We start from the raw sequence: 21,256 nt of genomic DNA, 5'->3' as shown, positions 1-21,256 counted from the left end.
CTCTTCAATATGAAGGGGGATCTTTTATTGCGGTTATTCAACTAAGATAACGTGATCTCGTTCCCTCTATGTAAGAAGAATAACAATGACACAGCCTTTTTTATTTCATCCACAGACTCATGATGGGGTGGTGCGCGTCGAAGATAAGCTAACCATTACTTTGTTTGCTGAAGCAAAAGATTATGAGTCGGTAAGTCTTCGTCATGAGCCTGACAATGAAGAGTACATAGTCCCTATGTCTAAAGTAGGCACGAAAGGACGACTTGATATTTGGCAGGCGACGCTTCCTCTTAGCGAAGATAAAGATGTTACTTACTACGTGTTTAAAGCTCTAACGCAAACGGAGCAGTACTGGTTAGATGCCCGCGGTGTTCAAAAACGTATGCCCGGGCGAGAGTACCATTTTAAGTACAATCGCTGTCATCAGCCCCCAAGTTGGGTAGCAGAGCAAGTTTTCTACCAAATCTTCCCTGAACGTTTTTGCAACGGTGACCCAGACTTAGCGGTGGAAACGGGTGAATATCAATACCTTGCTCGGAATAGACAGTCTGTGAAAAAACAGTGGGGAGAAAGTGTTGGTACTCATGGTGATACTGGTGCAGTAGAGTTCTTCGGTGGTGACCTTGCGGGCATCGAAAGTAAACTCGACTATCTTCAAGATTTAGGTATCACTACGCTTTATCTGAACCCAATATTCACGTCATACTCTAACCATAAATACGATACCGTTGATTACTACTCAATTGATCCAAAATTTGGCACTAATGAACAATTTGCCCAATTGACGGATAAGCTTCATCAACGAGGCTTGAAAGTAGTGCTAGATGCAGTACTCAATCACACATCCACCTCACATTCATGGTTCGATATCCTTAGTCACGGCAATGGAGCTTATACATCGCAAGATAGCCCATATCGTGATTACTACTTTTTTGAAGCTGACTCAGATAGGTACGTTGGCTGGAAAGGGATTGACACGTTACCAGTATTGAATTTCCACAACCAAGAAGTATGCAACCAGATCTATCTGGATGAAAGCTCAGTCATCAAGTACTGGCTAAAGCCCCCATATAATATCGATGGCTGGCGTTTTGATGTGATTCATATGTTAGGTGAAGGAGAGGGAGCAACCAATAATGCGCATTATGTGAAAGCATTCCGTGATTCGATGAAGTCGGTGAACCCAGATTCTTATATGCTCGGAGAGCATTTCTTTGAGGCGACTCAGTGGCTACAGGGTGATCAAGAAGATGGGGCGATGAACTATTATGGATTCGCGCATCCAGTTAGGGCTTTGCTAGCAAGCAAGGACATTCAATTTGATCCAATTAACATTGACTGCCATGACTTTCTTGAGTGGCTTCAGGAAGCAAGTGCAAAGGTTCCATGGAACAACCAGCTGTCACAGCTCAACCAGTTAGATAGCCATGATACTGAACGCTTTATTACAACACTTAGTGGAGACAAAGCGAAGTTTGCTATCGCGAACCAGCTATTGATGTCTTTTGTGGGGGCACCTTGTTTGTATTACGGTGCCGAGATTGCTCTAGAAGGCTCTCACGACCCAGACAACCGTCGTTGCTTCCCTTGGGAACAGATTGAGCACAGTGAATGGCTACCGTACTTTAAAAAGATGATTGCCATTCGTCGGCGCTCGAAGGCACTGCAAAAAGGTAGCTTTATGCCTTTGTATGTTGATGACGCTTGTTTGGTATTCGCTCGCCAACTCGATAGCGAAGTGGTGCTAAGTGGATTCAATCTAGGAAAACAATCTAACCAAGTAGAATTGCCCGTATGGAAGCTGGGGATTGAACAGGGAGCGTTTTGTTGTCCAATTACCGAAAAGATGATCTCTGCTAACAAAGGAATGCTCACCGTCTCGATAGAAGGCGAACATTCACTGCTTCTAACCCTTTAGCCTGAGTAAACTACTGTGGCAATGTCTCAAGTACATTGTCACGGTAGTTCTGTATATGCTCAACGATAGGTGCAGCCTTATTGAAAGTGCGTATTTCTCGGAACAACTCGTTCGCTTGAGGATATTGTTGACGAAGATATGAGAACCATTGTTTTACTCGGTTAGGGTAGTACAGTCCTTTGTCGCCTTTGATTTCATAAGTCGAATAGACCAGCAACAAATCAACCACGTCTTGCCATGGCATCACGGTGTGGTTATGTTTCACTACATTGCCGAGGTTAGGGACATTAAACGCGCCACGACAGACCATGAGTGAATCAACACCGGTAGTTTCTATACAGCGTTGACCATCTTCGAAGTTCCAGATTTCACCGTTGGCAATTAAGGGAACGGATGTTTTCTTGCGGATCTCATTGATATATTCCCACTTGATCTCGCTTGCCTTATAGCCACCAGTTTTGGTTCTAGCATGAACGGTTAACTCGTTGGCTCCAGCTTGCTCTATCGCATCGACAATTTCAAAGCAATCATCCGGGTTTTCCCAACCTAGGCGGATTTTCGCTGTCACCGGGATATTGCGGTCAACAGCTTCACGACACGCTTTAACGACGTTATGAATAAGCTCGGGATGTTGCAGTAGGGCAGCGCCCCCTTTGCTTTTGTTAACCAGTTTTGCGGGGCAACCAAAATTAAGGTCGATACCTTTAGCGCCAAGGCTAGCCGCTCTTACCGCATTTTCTGCCATCCAGCGAGGGTCTTGACCCAGTAATTGAATATGAACGGGTGTACCGGATTTGGTCATTGAACCTTGCGCTAACTCAGGGCACAATCGGTGGAATACGTGATCGGGTAGGGTTTGGTCAACGACACGAACAAACTCAGTCACACAGAGGTCGTAATCGTTGATCTCTGTAAGAATCTCTCGCATTAGATGATCTAAAACGCCCTCCATTGGGCCCAAAACAACACGCATACCAGTTCTCACTATACTCAGGGAGCGAGGATTCTACCTGTTATAGGGTAAAGAATCGACCATTGAGTTCAGCGACGTAGCCAAATATACTTGCTGCAAATTTTTAAGATAAAAGATCAACGTATGAAATTCATCGAGCTACCTGCTGATTGGACAGGTGAGTCTAGTGCATTTATTGAAGGCGCAATCTTGGCGGCAAACTTTGCTGTCGAACCATTAAAGCCGGAAAGCTGGTTAGCTAATGTGGTCGGCGACTATTCGGCTGAGCAAGAAGCGTGGATTGTAGAGCATCTAAATGCTCAATACGCCCAATTGAAGACCGCTCAATACCATCTTACGGATTTTATTGGCAGTAATACTGAGCAGTTAGCAGACGTAGCCGAAGGGTTTATGACTGTGTGGCCTATTGTTGAACAGCAATGGATTAACAAGCAGTTTGCAGATGGCACGCAGCGCATGCTTCAAGCGCTGTTAACTACGTTTATGCTGGCTATTGATGAAGAACAGACGCATAACGAAATGCATCAAGCAGGGTATGAACAGCTACCACAACTAACGGAATTTCTACCACAGTTAGATGCGATGATACACGAAGTAGGTATGGCGGCTGATGAAATGATGATTGGACATCAATCTCAAACAGTTAACCCGTTTAAAGACGTGGGCCGTAATGACACTTGTCCTTGTGGTAGTGGCAAAAAGTTCAAGAAGTGCTGTGGTCAGTAATCGCTTACAACCATAAGAAACAAAGCCTCCAATTTGGAGGCTTTGTTTTATCAATTAGTTACCGAAAAGCGTTACTGAAAACCGCGTGCTCTGGAGCCAGACAGTTTCGCGCTTTGGGAGATAATGATGATGGCCAGTGCAACTAAGTTACCTGCAAAGATAATCACCAGCCATTGTGGCATTGATAGTGTCAGGAACTGCCATACGACTTTAGAACAGTCACCGTAGGCTTCAAATAACCAAGGAGCCCATTGATTTAAAGGTGCCCAATCTGGGAAGGTGACGAACAAATCACAGGTCTTGAATGGTGATGGATTGAACTGATAGTCCACGTGTTCAAGCGCCAATGTTAATCCTTTGATTGCCGAAGCACCCCAAGCACCAAATCCAATCCAACGCATTACCGTATTTTTCGGATTGATCATACCTATTAGCGCAGCACCGGTAATACCAAACATGGCAACCCGTTCATAAATACACATCACGCATGGACCAAGCTGCATAACATGTTGGAAGAATAAGGCACAAAGCTCGAAGAAAATGGTGCAGATAAAAAGCAGGCCCCAAGACAAACGAGTTTTGGAAAATGCTTTGATGTTGGAAAGAACCGTCACTGATACGTCCTTGTTGAAATAAAAAAGCTCTGAATACTCAGAGCTTTTTAACGCGGATTAGTTTCACAATCAACTAAAAATTAGTGCCCAGATGAGACACTCGCCTCAATTACCTTGCCTGTGGCTTCGGTAATCCAGCCTAGATCGTAGAATATCGCGGTCATTGGCTCTAAGAGATAAACAATACCAAATAAGCCGACCAAAGCGAGAACGATAGTGTATGGCAGGGCCATGACTACCATCTTGCCATAAGACAAACGAATAAGTGGTGCCAAAGCAGACGTAAGCAGGAATAAGAAGGCTGCTTGTCCGTTCGGTGTTGCTACTGAAGGTAGGTTAGTACCTGTGTTGATAGCGACGGCCAATAAGTCAAACTGCGCTCGGTCAATGACACCCTCGACCAATGCTGTTTTCACTTCGTTAATATATACCGTACCAACGAAGACGTTATCAGATACCATCGACAACAGACCGTTCGCAACATAGAACAGCGCCAACTGAGTACCTTTGTCTTCGATATGCAGCACAGCATCAATGATTGGCTTGAATAGCCCTTGGTCAATAATTACAGCAACAATTGAGAAGAACACTGCAAGTAGTGCCGTGAATGGTAGTGCCTCTTCAAACGCTTTACCCATTGAGTGCTCTTCAATAACACCGGTAAAAGACGTGGCAAGAATAATCACAGACAGGCCAATAAGACCGACAGCGGCCAAGTGCATTGCAAGAGCAACAATCAACCAAACTGCGATAGCGCCTTGAATCCAAAGTTTAGCAACATCTTGTTTAGTACGTGTTTTACGTTCTTCGCGGTCGAAATCAACAAGGATTTGACGAACGTTGTCTGGTAGCTTGGCTCCATAGCCAAATACCTTGAATTTCTCAACAAGTGCACAAGTAATAAGGCCACAAACGAATACTGGCGCAGTAACTGGCAGCATTCGCATGATGAACTCACCGAACAGCCAACCTGCTTGATCGGCAATAATCAGGTTCTGTGGCTCACCAACCATGGTCATTACGCCACCCAGTGCGGTACCAACACCAGCGTGCATAAGTAGCGAGCGTAAGAACGCGCGGTAATCTTCTAAGTCATCACGAGTTAGTTCAGATAAGTGTTCATCTTGAGTATGGTCATGAGAAGAACTGCTAGGTTGACCAGACGCGACTTTGTGATAAATCGAGTAGAAACCTACAGCTACGCTGATAACAACAGCGATAACGGTCAGAGCATCTAGGAACGCAGACAGAAAAGCGGCTGCGAAACAGAATGCGAGAGACAACATTGTTTTAGAGCGGATACCGAGAAGTATTTTGGTAAAGATGAACAGCAAAAGCTGCTTCATAAAGTAAATACCGGCAACCATAAACACTAAAAGCAATAGAACTTCAATGTTGTTGACGATTTCATGCTTCACCATACCCGGGCTGGTCATCCCAATTGCAACGGCTTCGATTGCAAGTAGGCCACCAGGCTGTAATGGGTAGCATTTTAGCGCCATAGCAAGCGTGAAAATGAACTCAATGACCAACAGCCAACCAGCGGTAAACGGGTCAATGAAGAAGAAAACGATAGGGTTGATAATTAGGAAAGCGATGATCGCTACTTTATACCAATCGGGAGCCTTACCAAGAAAGTTCTTGATAAAAGCATTTCCTAAAGACATCGGCATAGTAATACTCTTATGTTGTTATTAATCGACAAATGCAAGGGTACGAGAGTATTTGAGAGGGCTTCCAAAATATCTAACTTAAAAAACTTAGTAAACGAACAATGCTTACATGGAGTGGAGATCATTGTTCACTTGCCAAGTCCCTCAGTTGCTAAGCACTCCTTGCTTCGCCCGAAACTCTACTCTTCGGTAAGATATAGTCAACAAAAATTACAAATTCAGATTGGTAAATTTCTACTTTTTGTTAAAAACGCGATCTATGTGTAATAAGCAAAACATAGACCTATACAATAGTTGCGTTTTTAGCCTCTAGGTGGCTGACCACCTAAAACATGACTCATGGATAGTATTCGAAACATAGCCTTCAAAAAAGTATGTTTTTTAGCGTGATTTGCGCCTAATACTCGATAAAAACGTATTGATTAGTTTTGGCTATGATAGATTGAATAACCATAATCTATAAGGGGTTTGAGGTTAATAGAACATTAATAAATATGTAATACTTATGCCTCGTACCTATAAATGGTTATGCTGAGAAAATTGTTAAAATGGAGTATTTGCTCTATTTTGGTATTGTTACAGATATAAGTAGTGTAGGTTTACCAAATTCTCGAAGTAGTGGTATGATGAGTTCTATACACGAATAAATAAAATGATTGGATACACCCCATAATGGTAATTAAGGCGAAGAGCCCAGCAGGGTTCGCTGAAAAGTATATTATTGAGAGCATCTGGAATGGCCGTTTTCCTCCTGGCTCCATTCTTCCAGCTGAACGAGAGCTATCTGAACTAATTGGGGTAACAAGAACCACGCTTCGAGAAGTGCTACAGCGCCTAGCAAGAGATGGTTGGTTGACGATCCAACATGGCAAGCCAACAAAAGTGAATCAATTTATGGAGACGTCTGGTCTTCATATCCTAGATACGCTGATGACTCTTGATGCGGATAACGCGACTTCTATCGTAGAAGATTTGTTAGCAGCGAGAGCGAACATCAGTCCAATCTTCATGCGCTATGCGTTTAAAGCTAATAAAGAGAATTCTGAGCGCACGATTGAAGGTGTGATTGATTCTTGTGAGAGCCTGTTGAAAGCGGAGTCGTGGGACGAGTTTGTCGCTTCTTCCCCATACGCTGACAAGATCAAACAGAACGTAAAAGATGAAGGTGAGAAAGATGAAGCTAAGCGCCAAGCTATGCTGGTGGCTCGCACTTTCAACTTCTATGATTACATGCTTTTCCAACGCCTCGCATTCCATTCTGGGAACCAGATCTATGGTTTGATCTTTAACGGTCTTAAGAAGCTTTATGATCGTGTAGGTAGCTACTACTTCTCGAATCCAGAAGCACGTGCGTTGGCTCTGAACTTCTATAAAGAGCTTCTAGATGTTTGCCAAACGGGTAATAGAGACAAATTACCATTGGTTATTCGTCACTATGGTATTGAGAGTAGTCAGATCTGGAATCAGATGAAGACCACTCTTCCGACGGACTTTACCGAAGACGACAGTTAAAAATGAAAAGGCCACAATCGTGGCCTTTTTTGTGAGTGCAAGTCTGGCTTCAGACGATGACCGAATTGGGAATCGGCTGGTATAGTTCTTCTGCTAGCTCTTTAATAATGCCATCGTAGTTGGTGAATATAAGTTCAGAGAGCTCCGACGTGAGCTGATACATAAATTCTCTATCGAGCTCAGCTTTAGGATGGTCAATCAACGCCTCTATTTTACCTATGGCAGTGCTGTACATAGGAGAGGGAATAGACAGCGGACCTACTAAGCTAAGTTGGTTAACCTTGCGATGGATTTGATTGCAGTAATGCAAGGCGCGTTGTTTGCCGAGCTCAGAGTCAATGCTATCAATACAAAGTCTTAACTGAGTTAGGCAATCAAGCGAGTCAATAACACTTTGCCATAGAGTACGATACTCTTGTTCTAAGTCCTCTCTTTCCACAGCTATCAACCAAGCGACTAGAATGTCATCGATCAGCAGTAATGTCTGGCGGATGAGCTTGCCATGCACAATTTGGTTTTTGTTGACGCTGTGCTTCTTCCAAGAACGACTTAACAGCTTAATATTGCTGTGCAGCACACGATACATAGGTTTGTTGTCGAAGTGAGCAATGTCAGTCAATGCAAGGCAGCACTCTTCCATTGCGACTTCAATTTTCTCCAGCTGCTTATTCTTCTTTTGCTCAAACATCAATGTGTAGTGAGTAGCGGTGCGGTGCTGTCTGACTAATGTGACTAACTCACGTAAATGAACGATGAGTTGATATTTACGCTCAGTTTTTGCCTCGGTGACTTTGGCATATCGATAGATAGCTGCAAGAATGGCTAAAGATAGAAGTAGAGACAGTAATACAAACATAACGACCTCCTTTGTCGAACAATATTTACTGTCTATGTCTCAGCAAGCTCAATGCCAATTGATTATTCATTTAAAAACAATGAGTTATATATCAGTCAGTCAATGGGAGTGCGACTAATTGGTGCAAATGCACATTTTGTGTGAATTCTGTCACAAAAAAAGCCAGCGCGAAGGCTGGCTTTTAGTCATAAAAGAGTCGGTTACATCACTCGCATACCTGGCTGTGCGCCTTCATGCGGTTCAAGTATCCAAAGATCGCTGCCACCTGGTCCTGCAGCCAAGATCATGCCTTCAGACATGCCAAACTTCATCTTGCGAGGTTTTAGGTTTGCAACCATCACGGTTAGCTTACCCTCAAGCTCTTCTGGCTTATACGCGGACTTAATTCCTGAGAATACTTGACGCGTTTCACCACCAATATCAAGCTGGAATTTCAATAGCTTGTTTGCTTTTGGCACTTCTTCGCAGGAGATGATACGAGCAATGCGCATGTCAACTTTAGCAAAAGCATCAAACTCGATCTCTTCTGCAATTGGGTCTTTGCTTAGTTCAGTTTCAGTCTTAGCTGCTTCCGCTTTTTCCTTCGCAGCTTGCTCTGCCGCTGCGTCTTCTTTAGACGCTTCGATCATTGCTTCTACTTTCTTAGGATCAATACGGTTGAACAGAGCCTTGAACTTAGTGATCTCATGAGCAGTGAGTGGCTGCGCAATGCCATCCCATGATAGCTCTTCGTTTAGGAAAGCTTCAGTGCGAGCAGCAAGAGCAGGCATTACAGGCTTGAGATAAGTCATCAGCACACGGAACAAGTTTATACCAACAGAGCAGATATCTTGTAGCTCTTGGTCTTTGCCTTCTTCTTTCGCGACAACCCATGGTGCTTTTTCATCAACATATTGGTTTGCTTTGTCAGCAAGTGCGGTGATTTCACGAATTGCACGACCAAATTCGCGAGCTTCATACAACTCAGCAATGCGATCAGCAGCGGCTACAAATTCATTGTATAGCTCTGGCTCAGCGAAGTTTTCAGAAAGTTTGCCTTCGAAACGCTTAGTAATGAAACCTGCATTACGTGAAGCCAAGTTAACAATCTTATTCACCACATCGGCATTTACACGTTGCGTAAAGTCTTCAAGGTTAAGGTCAAGATCGTCGATACGGCTGTTCAGTTTTGCAGCGTAGTAGTAACGTAGACATTCTGGGTCTAGGTGGTCAAGGTAAGTGCTTGCTTTCACAAATGTACCTTTAGACTTAGACATTTTCGCGCCGTTAACCGTTACGTAGCCGTGAACGAATACGTTGTTTGGTTTGCGGAAACCAGAACCTTCAAGCATTGCAGGCCAGAACAAGCTGTGGAAGTAAACAATATCTTTACCAATGAAGTGGTAAAGCTCAGTGCTACTGTCTTTGTTCCAGTACTCTTCAAAGTCTAAGTCGTCGCGCTTGTCACATAGGTTTTTGAATGAACCCATATAACCGATAGGTGCATCTAGCCACACGTAGAAGAACTTGTCTTTTTCGCCAGGGATTTCGAAACCGAAATACGGTGCATCACGAGAGATGTCCCACTGTTGTAGACCAGATTCAAACCACTCTTGCATCTTGTTTGCAGTTTCAGTTTGAAGTGAGCCAGATCGAGTCCACTCTTTCAACATGCTTTCAAATTGAGGCAAGTCGAAGAAGAAGTGCTCTGAATCCTTCATGATTGGTGTTGCACCGGATACCGCAGACTTAGGATTGATAAGTTCTGTTGGGCTATATGTTTCACCACAGTTGTCACAGTTGTCACCGTATTGGTCTTCAGACTTACACTTAGGGCAAGTACCTTTAACAAAACGGTCTGGAAGGAACATCTCTTTCTCTGGGTCAAACAATTGAGAAATAGTGCGGCTAGAAATAAAGCCGTTCTTTTTCAATTCCAGATAGATGTGAGATGCAAGCTCGCGGTTCTCTTCTGAGTGCGTGCTGTGGTAGTTATCAAAACTGATATCGAAGCCAGCGAAATCTTTTTGGTGCTCTTCGCTAACTGCTGCGATCATTTCTTCTGGCGAGATCCCCATCTGCTGAGCTTTCAGCATGATTGGTGTGCCGTGAGCGTCATCAGCACAAATGAAGTTTACTACGTTGCCACGTAGACGTTGGTAGCGCACCCAGATATCCGCTTGGATATGCTCAAGCATATGTCCTAAGTGAATAGAACCGTTAGCGTACGGTAGCGCGCAAGTGACCAACAGTTTCCTTGAGTTAAGGTTTCTTGGATCGGTTGCCATACTTTAGTTTCGCTTTCTTTATTCAGAGTAAAATATTCGCTAATACTACATGATGACTGCCATGACTCCAAGGTATCCAGAGTCAATCCCCATAACTTTTTTGGGGTTCTGGTTCTGGCGACGTAATGCTAATCTTAACAGGACTAAAAAATAATAAGGAAAGCAAGATGCGCACGTTCGAATCAAAACAAGATTTTTGCCAGTGGCTCGGGGAGTTTCACGGGGAAAACCTAAAACTGGGTTGGAGCGAGTCACCGGATGTAGTGTCTGTATCGGCATCTGGTGAATTTCAGATTACGTTACCTTTCGCTAATCAATCACTGATTTCAGAGCTGACGACTTGGATTAAAACGCAGCAACAATCAAACCAAGTGGCAGCATTTGAGTTTTCTGTATCAAGCCAAGTGAAAGCACTAGAAACTACGGTGGCGTCAGAAATCAAAGGCGTGAAGAACGTCATAGCGGTCACGTCCGCAAAAGGAGGGGTCGGGAAATCGACAACAGCGGTCAACCTAGCGCTTGCCATCAGCAAGCTTGGGGCGAAGGTAGGTATTCTCGATGCCGACGTCTACGGGCCATCTATTCCGATGATGTTTGGGCAAATCAATGCGCATCCCGAAGTCCGTGACGGAAAGTGGATGCAACCAATTGCGGCGCACGGCATCTATACTCAATCTATCGGTTACCTTATTAGCTCTGATGATGCGGCGATTTGGCGCGGTCCGATGGCATCCAAAGCGTTAGCTCAGCTGCTTAATGAAACCGAATGGCCAGAACTTGATTATCTGGTGATTGATATGCCGCCAGGGACTGGCGATATCCAACTCACCCTGTCTCAACAGATCCCGGTGACTGGCGCATTGATTGTCACCACCCCACAAGATTTAGCGCTAGCAGATGCTATCAAAGGTGCCGCTATGTTTGAAAAAGTGTCTGTTCCTGTGGTGGGTATCGTCGAAAATATGAGTTATCACATTTGTAGCCAATGTGGCTCGAAAGAACATATTTTTGGCGCAGGTGGTGCTGAATGGATGGCTTCGAAATTCGGTCTTAACCTGCTGGGCCAAGTTCCGCTTCATATTGATATTCGAGAATCCATTGATAATGGTGCGCCAACTGTGGTGTCCAATCCAGAGGGAGAGCATGCTCAGATCTACACACAATTGGCTGAAAGAGTATGTGCAGACCTGTATTGGAATGGAAAAGCGAAACCGGAATCCATCTTGTTTAAAATGGTGGAATAACGGAGAAACCGAGCTAGTTGTGAGCTCGGTTTCTTATTGCCTTCTACTTTGTAAAATGAAGTAATCGATTGCAATTTCCTATTTCTTGAGCGAGGGCAAAATTGGGCATCAAATAAGTGAGATCTCGACTAGTATCTAAGGGTTGATGTCCATATAATTACCCGGTTTTGTCCTCACCACCATATATGTACTAGGTGCAAAGAATGTCTGATAATAATCAATGTGTCATCGTAGGTATCGCTGGCGCTTCTGCTTCCGGAAAAAGCCTCATTGCGAGCACAATCTATAACGAACTTCGTGAGAAGGTAGGCGACCATCAAATCGGAGTGATCACGGAAGATTGTTACTACAATGACCAAGGTCATTTGAGTATGGAAGAGCGTGTAAAAACGAACTACGACCACCCAAGTGCACTGGATCATGACTTGCTTTGCGACCATCTTGAAAAGCTGATTCAAGGCGAAGCGGTAGAAGTGCCAGAATATAGCTACTCCGAACACACTCGCACTGATAACACTACGTCGATGACACCAAAGAAAGTCATCATCCTTGAAGGTATTCTTCTTCTGACTGATCCTCGTCTTCGCAAGCTAATGCATGCGACGGTATTTATGGATACTCCGCTTGATATCTGCCTACTGCGTCGCGTTAAACGTGATGTTGAAGAGCGCGGACGTACCATGGAATCCGTTCTTCAGCAGTACCAAAAAACGGTTCGTCCTATGTTTATGCAGTTTATTGAGCCGTCAAAACAGTACGCTGATATTATCGTTCCACGTGGCGGTAAAAACCGTATTGCGATCGATGTACTCAAAGCACACATCGCAAAGCTGTTAAAAGCGTAATCCTTACAATATTCGGATTGAATTCTTACGTTATAAGTAACCAAACTGTTCTATACTGAACGGGTGCACGTATAACGTTTAAATTGCTTTATTTTTTAATAGATTAGTGGCACTTTATGTGCCACTTTTTGTTTTCCGCTTTGCAAGGAAGATGCGAATGAAAAAACTACTCCTTATCTTGGCGATCCCGATTGTGCTTATCGTCGTCGCTATCGCCGCCTTGGTGATGTTTGTAAACCCTAATCAGTTCAAACCTATGATAACTGAGCAGGTTCAGGCACAAACTGGTCTAGAACTTGAAATAAGCGGTGACATCAGTTGGCAGTTCTTCCCTTCACTTGGATTTGAACTTGGTCAAACAAATCTTAAGAATCCTCAGGGCTTTAAGAATCCCAATCTATTCAGTGTCAGCCAAGTGGGCGTGAGTGTTGGGGTGATGCCTCTACTCGATAAAACCCTAGAAATTGGTTCTGTGACGCTTGATGGTGCGCAAGTTCATTTAGAAACATTAAAAGACGGAACGTCTAACTTGGACGCGTTGACTGCGGCTAGCAAAGAGGCTGAATCTGCAACCCCAGCCGATAAGGCAGCGACCGAGCCTGAGACTACGTCGTCCGCGTCTGCCGCACAAGGTTGGAGCATTTCACTTTCTGGTGTGACGGTGTCCAATGCGTTACTTGAGATTTCTAACGAAGAAACAGGGTCATTCACCAAGCTTTATGATGTCGGTTTAAATGTCTCTCAGTTCGCAGCAGACCAATGGACTACAGCCGACTTTGATTTGAAAGGTCAAAACAACGACCAGAGTTTTACTGCTAAAGGTACTGCAGACTTTAAGTTGAGCAAGGACTTTGCTGAGTACGCACTGAAAAACATCAAGTTCGATGCTACATATCAAGATACGGTTAATAATGTTGAGCAAGCTCAACTTACGGTAGCGACATTCGAATTTGATAAACCAAACAGTATTGAGTTTGCGGTTAAAGGTAAAACGCCAGATCTTAGTTTCGATGCCAAAGGTGGTACATCATTTGAAATTGATAAAGCGATGACCATGCTTAAACTAAGCGCGTTGACACTTGACTCTACCTTAGAGGGTAAACCACTACCTCAGTCTCCAATGAAAGTGGGAATGTCATCAGATCTTAGCTTTGATCTTAAGAAGAACTTCTTGAACTTTGTGCTTCAAAAACTATCACTCAACAAAATGGAGCTAGATGGGAAGGCGACGGTTCAATTGGCTGATATTCCGAAAGTCCGCTTCTCACTGCATAGCTCTAATATTGACCTTGATGAGTTTTTAGGACTAAACCAAACTCAGACCGGCAACAAAACAGCCAAGACTGGTGGCCAGCCAAGCGCTTCTTCAGACAACTCGGCGCCTGTGAAAGAGGTAGAACCTGACTTAAGTGCACTTAAAGGCTTGGATGTAAAAGGCAGTGTAACGATTGATAAGTTCAAAGCGGCTAATGCCCACATGCAGAAAGTAAAAGCCGACTTTTATGTTAATCGTGGCGTAGCAGAACTCACGTCATTTAGTTCTCAGCTGTATAGCGGCTCAATTACAGCAAAAGCAAAACTGGATGCGCGTAAATCACCAGCATCTTATAGTGCCGTGAAGCGCATTAAAGGCGTAAAAGTACAACCGCTTCTAAAAGATGTTGCTAACAACGACATGCTCGAAGGTACCGGTAATATCGATGTGAATGTTACAGGTAGGAGCTTAACCCCAACGGGTATTAAGAAAAATCTAGCGGGTACGGTGAAGATCAATTTTGCTGATGGTGCCGTCAATGGTATCAACGTTGCACAGATTATCAGAGAAAATTACGCTCGCTTTAAAGGTCAGTCTGTTGAAGCTGAAAAAGGGCCTAAGAAAACCGACTTTAGCGCGATGAAAGCTACACTCAAGCTAGCCAAAGGTGTCGTATCCACCAAAGATATGTCAGCAGAATCGCCGCTATTGCGTATTCAAGGTGAAGGATCTGCGAATTACATTAATGAGACGGTCGACTTTTTGGTGCGCACTTCTATCGTAGGGACATTGGAAGGGCAAGGTGGTCAAAGCATTACGGAGCTGCGTGATGTTACGATTCCAATCAAGGTGACCGGCGCTTGGACTGATCCTAAGTTCGCTCTTGTGTTTGATGATGTGTTGAAACAGAAAGCTCAAAAAGAAGTAGAACGCGCGACTGAGCGTCTTGGTATTAAAGATGAAAAGACCAAGAAAGCCGTCGATGGGCTACTAAAAGGGCTGTTTAACTAAACTAGCCAGCTACAAGTAAAGCCAATGCCAGCGTGTTTCACGCTGGCATTTTTCGTATTGGCGGAACAAATTACGTTAGAGATGTTGCTACCAATGGTAGTCAAGATCTTGCTCTTCTTCGAGCTCCTCAACTGCTAGAAGCTGCCATGATTCTATAAGCGCTGTGGCAGCGACCATTGTGATGTTTTTGTATAAGTTGTGAGTAGCATGGGTAGGCAAGCCGTCATGTTGCAGAGTAATCGAATAGCTACTCTTATGTCGGCTCTTTTCGATATTCTCCCAGTCTTGCTTTAACTGTTTGATAGGTTGAGTTGAACTTTGGCCAAGTATAAATCGGTGCTCATTACTACCAATCCATAGGATCAAACGACCACTTTCCATGAAACTCTCCTTGTTATCATGATGTTGTGTTTGTGTTAATTTAACCAATTGTGACGACAGTTTCACGCCAAGTTGATTGTCTGATTGTACCTAAATGGGGTGACAGAGTGTTGTTACTGGGAGAGGAGTCAGTAAGAATTAAGGCGAGGATAGCAGATTTAAAGTACTAACAAGCTGACACTTTAAACTGCTACCCTGAAGGTAGTTTTACCTTGCGTTAAAGCGCAATGAAAATGCCCGCTAAACAAGCACTCATCAGGTTGGCTAACGTACCGGCCAGCACGGCTTTAAGGCCCAGGCTTGCCACGTCAGAGCGGCGCTCCGGCGACATTACACCGATAGACCCTAGCTGAATGGCAATAGAGCCAATGTTGGCGAAGCCACAAAGAGCGAAAATTACGATAACTTGGCTGTGTTCCGATAAGCTAGCTTGATGCTGAATGAAGTCGATGAAAGCAACAAATTCGTTCATGACTACCTTTTGGCCGATAAATGACCCTGCCATCAGCATCTCACTTTGATCGACACCAATAAGCCAAGCTACTGGAGCGAAGAGGTAACCGAATAGCAGTTGTAATGTGATTCCTTGCGCACCAAACAGCTCCGCTATGGATTCAATAGCGGCGTTAGCCATCGCAATAACACTGACAAAAGCGATAAGCATCGTACCCACTGCAACCGCAACTTTTACTCCGTTCATTGCCCCCGCTGCTAAGGCATCAATCACATTACTTTGATCGCCAGTATCTAAGTCGACAGAGTCATGAGCTACCGGAGTTTGTTGCTCAGGTACGATAAGCTTAGCCATCATTAGGGATCCTGGCGCAGCCATAAAGCTTGCCGCGATTAAGTACTTTAGCTCTACGCCTAACCCGGCGTAACCACCAAGAACACTCCCTGCCACAGACGCCATTCCGCCCGCCATGACTGCGAACAGTTCCGAGCGTGTCATAGTTGCAAGGAAAGGACGAATAAGCAGTGGGGACTCACCTTGTGATAGGAATATGTTGCCGGTTGCCACCAACGATTCCGCTTTGCTTGTTCCCAAGAACTTCTGAATTAAACCACCGAGTACGCGGATTACCGCTTGCATGATGCCAAGGTAGTAAAGTGCCGAAATAAGAGCGCTAATAACGATGATGATAGGAAGAACACGGATGGCAAAAATAAAGCCTTCAGAAGCTAAATCACCAAATAGAAATTGAATACCAACGTCGGAGAAGCTCAGTACTTTGGCAACACCAGAACTCATTGCGCCAAGAACATGTTGACCAAAAGGAATGTAAAGAACAAAAGCAGCAAACAATGTTTGAAGGAGGAGTGCGCGTAATACGGTATTCCAGTTAATTGCTTTACGGTTTTCGGAGAAAATAAAACCGATAGTTAACAGCGAGATAATGCCTACAAAACCAAACAGGATAGTCATTAACATTGGGTCACCTCACCGTAGCTTAGACAGTTAAGCATGGAATACGATGACCAAGAGGAAACAGCGGAAAGCTGAGGAAACCACTGATTGTGGTAACTGAAGATAAATTTGCCCATTTTTATACCCTTTACAAGCGTGGAGATTGCAGCTGGTCCAAATCCTTGGGTCGTTCACAGTTCCTTGGTGACGGCTTGTATTGGTGTATAGCTAGAAGATTACGCAACAATGCGAAGTGCCCTAACAAACGGGAGGGCAGTATACAGTAAAAAATGAGACTTACATCTCATTTTTTACTCTTTTGGTTTGATTGGCTAGAACATCACCAATCGACACCTTTTAGCGCTTTTACGCCTGATTCGAAGGCGTGTTTGACATTTTTAACCTCTGAAACGGTATCTGCAATGTCTATGAGCGTTCGGTGAGCACCGCGACCTGTGATAATGACAGACTGCATTTTTGGTCTGTTGGTTAACGCTTCTACCACTTCTTCCAAATCGATATAGCCGTAGCTAACCATGTAGGTCAGTTCGTCAAATAGAACCACATCAAGTGATTCGTCTTTAAGCATGCGTTTACATTCTTGCCAAACTAACTGAGCTGCTTCCGTGTCAGCGGTTTTGTTTTGGGTCTCCCAAGTAAAGCCTGTTGCCATCACTTGAAACTCAACACCTAACTTCTCGAGTAGGTTACGTTCGCCGTTATCCCATGTTCCTTTGATAAACTGAGCAACCGCGCACTGCTTTCCATGACCAACGGCACGAGCAATGGTACCAAAGCCAGCTGTTGACTTGCCCTTACCGTTTCCGGTGATGACTAACAACAAACCTTTTTCTTCTTGAGCGTTGGCGATCTTTTTATCAACGTTTTCTTTTACTTTCTGTTGTCGTGCTTTATGACGATCTTGTTTTTGCTCTTCGGAGAGTGACATGGTGATTCCTTATGTTTAGCTGCTAGTCCTCTGTGTTCGGTATATGATAATGAAATAGAAACAGAAAAAAACAAGACAAAGTTCAGGGGTAATAGGATGAAAAAGATATTGGTGGTATGCATGGGCAATATTTGTCGCTCGCCAACGGGCGAAGCGGTATTACGCTCTAGATCAGCGAATCAAGGGATTGAGGTCCTTATCGATTCAGCAGGGACGATTGGCTACCATCACGGTGACGCCCCTGATAAGCGAGCGCAAGCCGCTTGCGAAGCTCGTGGTTACTCGTTTTCGGGAATAAAAGCGCGACAAGTGAAGGATGAAGACTTTGAGATCTTTGACATGATTCTAGCCGCAGATAAGGATAACTTGGCCGACCTTAAACAACGTTGTCCTCAACATCTCAAGTACAAACTTTCGTTGTTTCTTAGCCATGGCTCTTCATCCTATAGTGAGATCCCAGACCCTTACTATGGAGGGGAGCAGGGCTTTGAGTTGGTGTTGGATCTGATTGAAGAAGCGGCCGATGCAGTGTTAGCTAAAGTCTAATGGCAAAAAAACGCAGCTTAGCTGCGTTTTTAGAATGATCAATAGTAAGGATTTATTTGCTCATTTCGCCACGTAGCACTTCTAACATTTGGGCTTTGACTTCTTCGTAGCCCAAGTTTTGGCTAAGTAGATAGTGTAGCTTGGCTAGAGCCGCTTCTGGGGTCATGTCAAAACCACTGATAACTCCGGCATCGGCTAGGGCACAACCAGTGGCATAACCGCCCATATTGACTTTACCTGCTAGACATTGGGTAAGGTTAACCACAATCACTCCACGTTCAGAAGCTTCTTTTAGGTGTGCGAGAAGCTCAGGGTTTTGTGGCGCATTACCAACACCGAAAGTGAGCAATATCATAGCGTTAACAGGTTGAAGTAGCGTGTTACGAATCACTTCATGTGAGATGCCTGGGTACATAGTAATGACCCCAATAGGCTGTGGTGTAATGTCGTGTACTTTAAACTTGCCCTCAGGCATTTTGTTCAGTTCTACACCACTACCTAACTGAATATTGATACCCGCTTCTAAAATCGGCGGCATGTTTGGAGACGTAAACGCGTTGAAACCATCGGCGTGAGATTTGGTACTGCGGTTACCACGCATAAGTTGATTATTGAAGAACAGTGTGACTTCGTTAATCGGATAGTTAGCCGCAATGTGCAGTGCATTCAGAAGATTAGCTTGTCCATCAGAACGTAGCTCCGCTAAAGGAATTTGTGATCCGGTGACAATGACTGGCTTACCTAGATTTTCTAGCATAAACGATAGTGCCGATGCGGTATACGCCATCGTATCGGTGCCATGCAGAATAACGAAGCCATCATAGTTGTCGTAGTTATCACGAATATCGTCAGCAATCTGCTGCCAATCTGCAGGTGTCATGTCTGAAGAGTCAATCAACGGCTCGTATTCGTGAATAGTAAACTCTGGCATTTCAGGGCGATGGAATTCCGGCATACTAGCCAGTTGCTTTTCCATAAAACCGGCGACGGGAATATAGCCGTGATCGGACTTTTGCATGCCGATGGTGCCGCCAGTGTACGCAATATAGATGTGTTTTCTTGTCATGCCAGGGATCGCTTTATTATCAAGGGGAACAGATGCAGGCGATTATAACCAAAACAAATAAAAGAGCCACCGATTGGTGGCTCTAGATAAATGAATTTGTTAGCTCTGCATGCCTACTGGATATTACAGGTCAAGCACAGTACGTACTGGCCTTTTGGGTCGTTAAAGCTTTCCAGCAAACTGGCTTGTTGTTGCAACTGAGTTGCGACAGGCAGTAAGCTTTGTGGGACCCAAGCTGATATGTCGAGTCCAAGACTCACTTTTACCTGCTGCATAATATCTTGGACGAACTGTTGCGCTGGGCTTAGCGGTTCTTCGACCCAATAGATATCGTACTTCTCCATACCGCCGAGTTCAGCAGCGAGAGCGACAGCATCATCAAAATCGCCAATCTGGTCAACTAAGCCGCGATCTAATGCGTCTTTACCGGTCCATACTCGACCTTGCGCGACAGAGTCGACATCCGTGACAGACATGTTGCGGTTATTCGCGACTAACGTAATGAAGCGCTTATAGCCATTCTCGATGCCCATTTGGAATGCTTTTGACGCGCCTTCACTGATGCCTGTGGTTACACCAACGCCTGAGAAGGGTGATGTACCAACGCCATCGGTGTTAATCCCAATATTGTTTAACCCTTTCTCGAAGGTTGTTACCACACTAAAGATACCGATTGAACCAGTGATGGTTGTTGGCTGTGCCATGATCTTATTAGCGTTCATAGAAATCCAATAACCACCGGAGGCAGCAACACTCGACATGGACACTACGACAGGCTTACCAGCATCGCGTAGCGCTTGAACCTCGTTGCGAATCACTTCTGAAGCAAACGCACTTCCACCTGGGCTATCAACACGCAATACCACTGACTTAACAGAGTCGTCTTCACGAGCCTGTTTGAGAAGGGCTGCTGTTGTATCACCGCCGACAGTACCACGTGGTTGCTCACCGTCCATGATGGTGCCGCTCGCTACGATGACGGCAACTTGGTTGTCTGGCTGCTCAGGTAGGTCGTATGGCATGGATGCCAAGTACTCGTAATAACCCACAGCGTTAAAGCCACCATCGCCGTCGCTACCAAATGCCTCGACCATAGCCTGATTGACTTGCTGTTTGGTAACAAGTTCGTCGACCAATCCTAGTTGCTTAGATAACGCGGCTAAATCGCCGTCAGCAGCTTCTAGTTCTTTAAGAAACTCATCCATGGTTGGCGTTAGTACGCTGGTTTCGATTTGACGGTTAGAGGCAACATCATCTACGTAAGCGCCCCATAGCTGTGAAACCCAGCGAGTGGCAGATTCTTTCGCTGCATCAGACATGTCATCACGAAGGAATGGCTCGACCGCGGATTTGTAAGTCCCGACTCTGAATACGTGAGTTGTCACATCGAGTTTTTCGAGTAACGTCTTGTAGTACATTGAGTACGCGCTGTAGCCTTTGATAAGTACCGCACCATCAGGAGCAAGGTAGACTTTGTCGGCATAGCTGGCTAGATAGTATTGACTTTGATTGTAGAAAGCACCGTAGGCATAGATAGGCTTGCCTGTCGCCTTAAACTCATTCAACGCTTTGGCAATGTAGCGAAGTTTGGTTAAGCTAGTTTCCGGCATGTCTCTCAACGATAGCACTAATCCTTTTACAGAATCATCAGTCGATGCGTGGCGGATTGAATCTACTATATCAAACAGAACGTTTTCTTTTGGAAGGTCGCGCCCGAACAGTGATCCAGTGACAGAATCCATAGGATTCACATAACTGCTTTGCTCGACGATAGGCCCAGAAATGTTCAGGACTAACGCTGACTCTTTTTTGACGGTAGCTGGCGCAGGTTCGACTTGAGTGAAAGCAAAATAGATCATTGCAATCACAGCAAAGAATAGCAGGTTAATAATGGCAAGTCTGGTAAAGTTAATGACTTTCCAGAACCCTTTGAAGATCAAACCGATAAATCGAAATACTTTTTTCATCATCTCTCCACATCACCAATTGGTGAGTGTTTTTGTCCCTAAACA

The 21,256-nt window shown here is 44.5% G+C and carries 17 protein-coding genes; 7 read left to right on the top strand and 10 right to left on the bottom strand.

Going from position 1 to position 21,256, the window contains the following annotated elements; genetic code table 11:
• The first annotated feature begins 85 nt into the window (after window positions 1-85).
• Window positions 86-1,918, top strand: coding sequence for a maltodextrin glucosidase (gene malZ, locus VME0621_RS08430; RefSeq protein WP_062457860.1), 1,833 nt, complete (start codon window positions 86-88; stop codon window positions 1,916-1,918).
• Window positions 1,919-1,928: 10 nt separating this feature from the next.
• Here the strand turns inward: malZ and dusC are convergent, their stop codons facing one another.
• Entirely contained in the window at window positions 1,929-2,891 is a 963-nt protein-coding gene (gene dusC, locus VME0621_RS08425; protein WP_062457857.1) for a tRNA dihydrouridine(16) synthase DusC, read from the bottom strand.
• Window positions 2,892-3,014: 123 nt separating this feature from the next.
• Here dusC and VME0621_RS08420 point away from each other — a divergent pair, with 123 nt between their 5' ends.
• Complete coding sequence (locus tag VME0621_RS08420) at window positions 3,015-3,617, top strand: SEC-C metal-binding domain-containing protein (protein ID WP_062457854.1); 603 nt, start codon at window positions 3,015-3,017, stop codon at window positions 3,615-3,617.
• Window positions 3,618-3,688: 71 nt separating this feature from the next.
• Here VME0621_RS08420 and dsbB read toward each other — a convergent pair whose 3' ends face one another.
• Window positions 3,689-4,231 (bottom strand): disulfide bond formation protein DsbB, encoded by a 543-nt coding sequence (dsbB, locus tag VME0621_RS08415; RefSeq protein ID WP_006070038.1) that lies wholly within the window; start codon window positions 4,229-4,231, stop codon window positions 3,689-3,691.
• Between the two features lie 80 nt (window positions 4,232-4,311).
• Window positions 4,312-5,904, bottom strand: coding sequence for a Na(+)/H(+) antiporter NhaB (gene nhaB / locus VME0621_RS08410; RefSeq protein ID WP_038229448.1), 1,593 nt, complete (start codon window positions 5,902-5,904; stop codon window positions 4,312-4,314).
• Window positions 5,905-6,576: 672 nt separating this feature from the next.
• Here nhaB and fadR point away from each other — a divergent pair.
• The gene (gene fadR, locus VME0621_RS08405; protein WP_062457850.1) at window positions 6,577-7,416 is read left to right on the top strand and encodes a fatty acid metabolism transcriptional regulator FadR; all 840 of its coding nucleotides are present in this window, start codon (window positions 6,577-6,579) and stop codon (window positions 7,414-7,416) included.
• 49 nt (window positions 7,417-7,465) lie between these two features.
• Here the strand turns inward: fadR and VME0621_RS08400 are convergent, their stop codons facing one another.
• Together VME0621_RS08400 and metG are read right to left on the bottom strand one after the other, a co-directional pair.
• Window positions 7,466-8,272, bottom strand: coding sequence for a hypothetical protein (locus VME0621_RS08400; protein ID WP_062457848.1), 807 nt, complete (start codon window positions 8,270-8,272; stop codon window positions 7,466-7,468).
• Window positions 8,273-8,472: 200 nt separating this feature from the next.
• Window positions 8,473-10,539, bottom strand: a complete 2,067-nt coding sequence (gene metG / locus VME0621_RS08395) for a methionine--tRNA ligase (RefSeq protein ID WP_062457845.1) — start codon at window positions 10,537-10,539, stop codon at window positions 8,473-8,475.
• 167 nt (window positions 10,540-10,706) lie between these two features.
• Between metG and apbC the strand changes: the two genes are divergently transcribed.
• The 3 genes from apbC to VME0621_RS08380 all read left to right on the top strand — a co-directional run bounded on the left by apbC (window position 10,707) and on the right by VME0621_RS08380 (window position 14,894).
• Window positions 10,707-11,783, top strand: a complete 1,077-nt coding sequence (apbC, locus tag VME0621_RS08390) for an iron-sulfur cluster carrier protein ApbC (protein WP_006070043.1) — start codon at window positions 10,707-10,709, stop codon at window positions 11,781-11,783.
• 203 nt (window positions 11,784-11,986) lie between these two features.
• Window positions 11,987-12,628, top strand: coding sequence for a uridine kinase (gene udk, locus VME0621_RS08385; RefSeq protein WP_006070044.1), 642 nt, complete (start codon window positions 11,987-11,989; stop codon window positions 12,626-12,628).
• Window positions 12,629-12,785: 157 nt separating this feature from the next.
• The gene (locus VME0621_RS08380) at window positions 12,786-14,894 is read left to right on the top strand and encodes an AsmA family protein (RefSeq protein ID WP_062457842.1); all 2,109 of its coding nucleotides are present in this window, start codon (window positions 12,786-12,788) and stop codon (window positions 14,892-14,894) included.
• 87 nt (window positions 14,895-14,981) lie between these two features.
• On the opposite strand, the gene VME0621_RS08375 is transcribed toward VME0621_RS08380, so the two are convergent.
• From VME0621_RS08375 to cobO, 3 genes are all read right to left on the bottom strand, one after another.
• A complete protein-coding gene (locus VME0621_RS08375) occupies window positions 14,982-15,275 on the bottom strand; it encodes a hypothetical protein (RefSeq protein WP_062457839.1) in 294 nt (97 codons plus the stop codon).
• 217 nt (window positions 15,276-15,492) lie between these two features.
• On the bottom strand, window positions 15,493-16,701 hold the full coding sequence (locus VME0621_RS08370; protein WP_038229686.1) for a NupC/NupG family nucleoside CNT transporter: 1,209 nt from the start codon (window positions 16,699-16,701) through the stop codon (window positions 15,493-15,495).
• 322 nt (window positions 16,702-17,023) lie between these two features.
• Window positions 17,024-17,632, bottom strand: a complete 609-nt coding sequence (cobO, locus tag VME0621_RS08365) for a cob(I)yrinic acid a,c-diamide adenosyltransferase (protein ID WP_062457835.1) — start codon at window positions 17,630-17,632, stop codon at window positions 17,024-17,026.
• 96 nt (window positions 17,633-17,728) lie between these two features.
• On the opposite strand from cobO, the gene VME0621_RS08360 reads away from it, so the two are divergent.
• Window positions 17,729-18,178, top strand: coding sequence for a low molecular weight protein-tyrosine-phosphatase (locus VME0621_RS08360; protein WP_062457832.1), 450 nt, complete (start codon window positions 17,729-17,731; stop codon window positions 18,176-18,178).
• 52 nt (window positions 18,179-18,230) lie between these two features.
• Here the strand turns inward: VME0621_RS08360 and ansA are convergent, their stop codons facing one another.
• Both ansA and sppA read right to left on the bottom strand, forming a co-directional pair.
• Window positions 18,231-19,244, bottom strand: coding sequence for an asparaginase (gene ansA / locus VME0621_RS08355; RefSeq protein ID WP_031493949.1), 1,014 nt, complete (start codon window positions 19,242-19,244; stop codon window positions 18,231-18,233).
• Window positions 19,245-19,357: 113 nt separating this feature from the next.
• Window positions 19,358-21,211: a signal peptide peptidase SppA gene (sppA, locus tag VME0621_RS08350; RefSeq protein ID WP_062457828.1), complete on the bottom strand. Its 1,854-nt coding sequence runs from the start codon at window positions 21,209-21,211 to the stop codon at window positions 19,358-19,360.
• Window positions 21,212-21,256: the final 45 nt, after the last annotated feature.

It is taken from the genome of Vibrio mediterranei, from assembly GCF_900088415.1.
In the GTDB taxonomy this organism is placed as follows: domain Bacteria; phylum Pseudomonadota; class Gammaproteobacteria; order Enterobacterales; family Vibrionaceae; genus Vibrio; species Vibrio mediterranei.
This window is presented reverse-complemented; position numbering and strand designations above follow the sequence as displayed.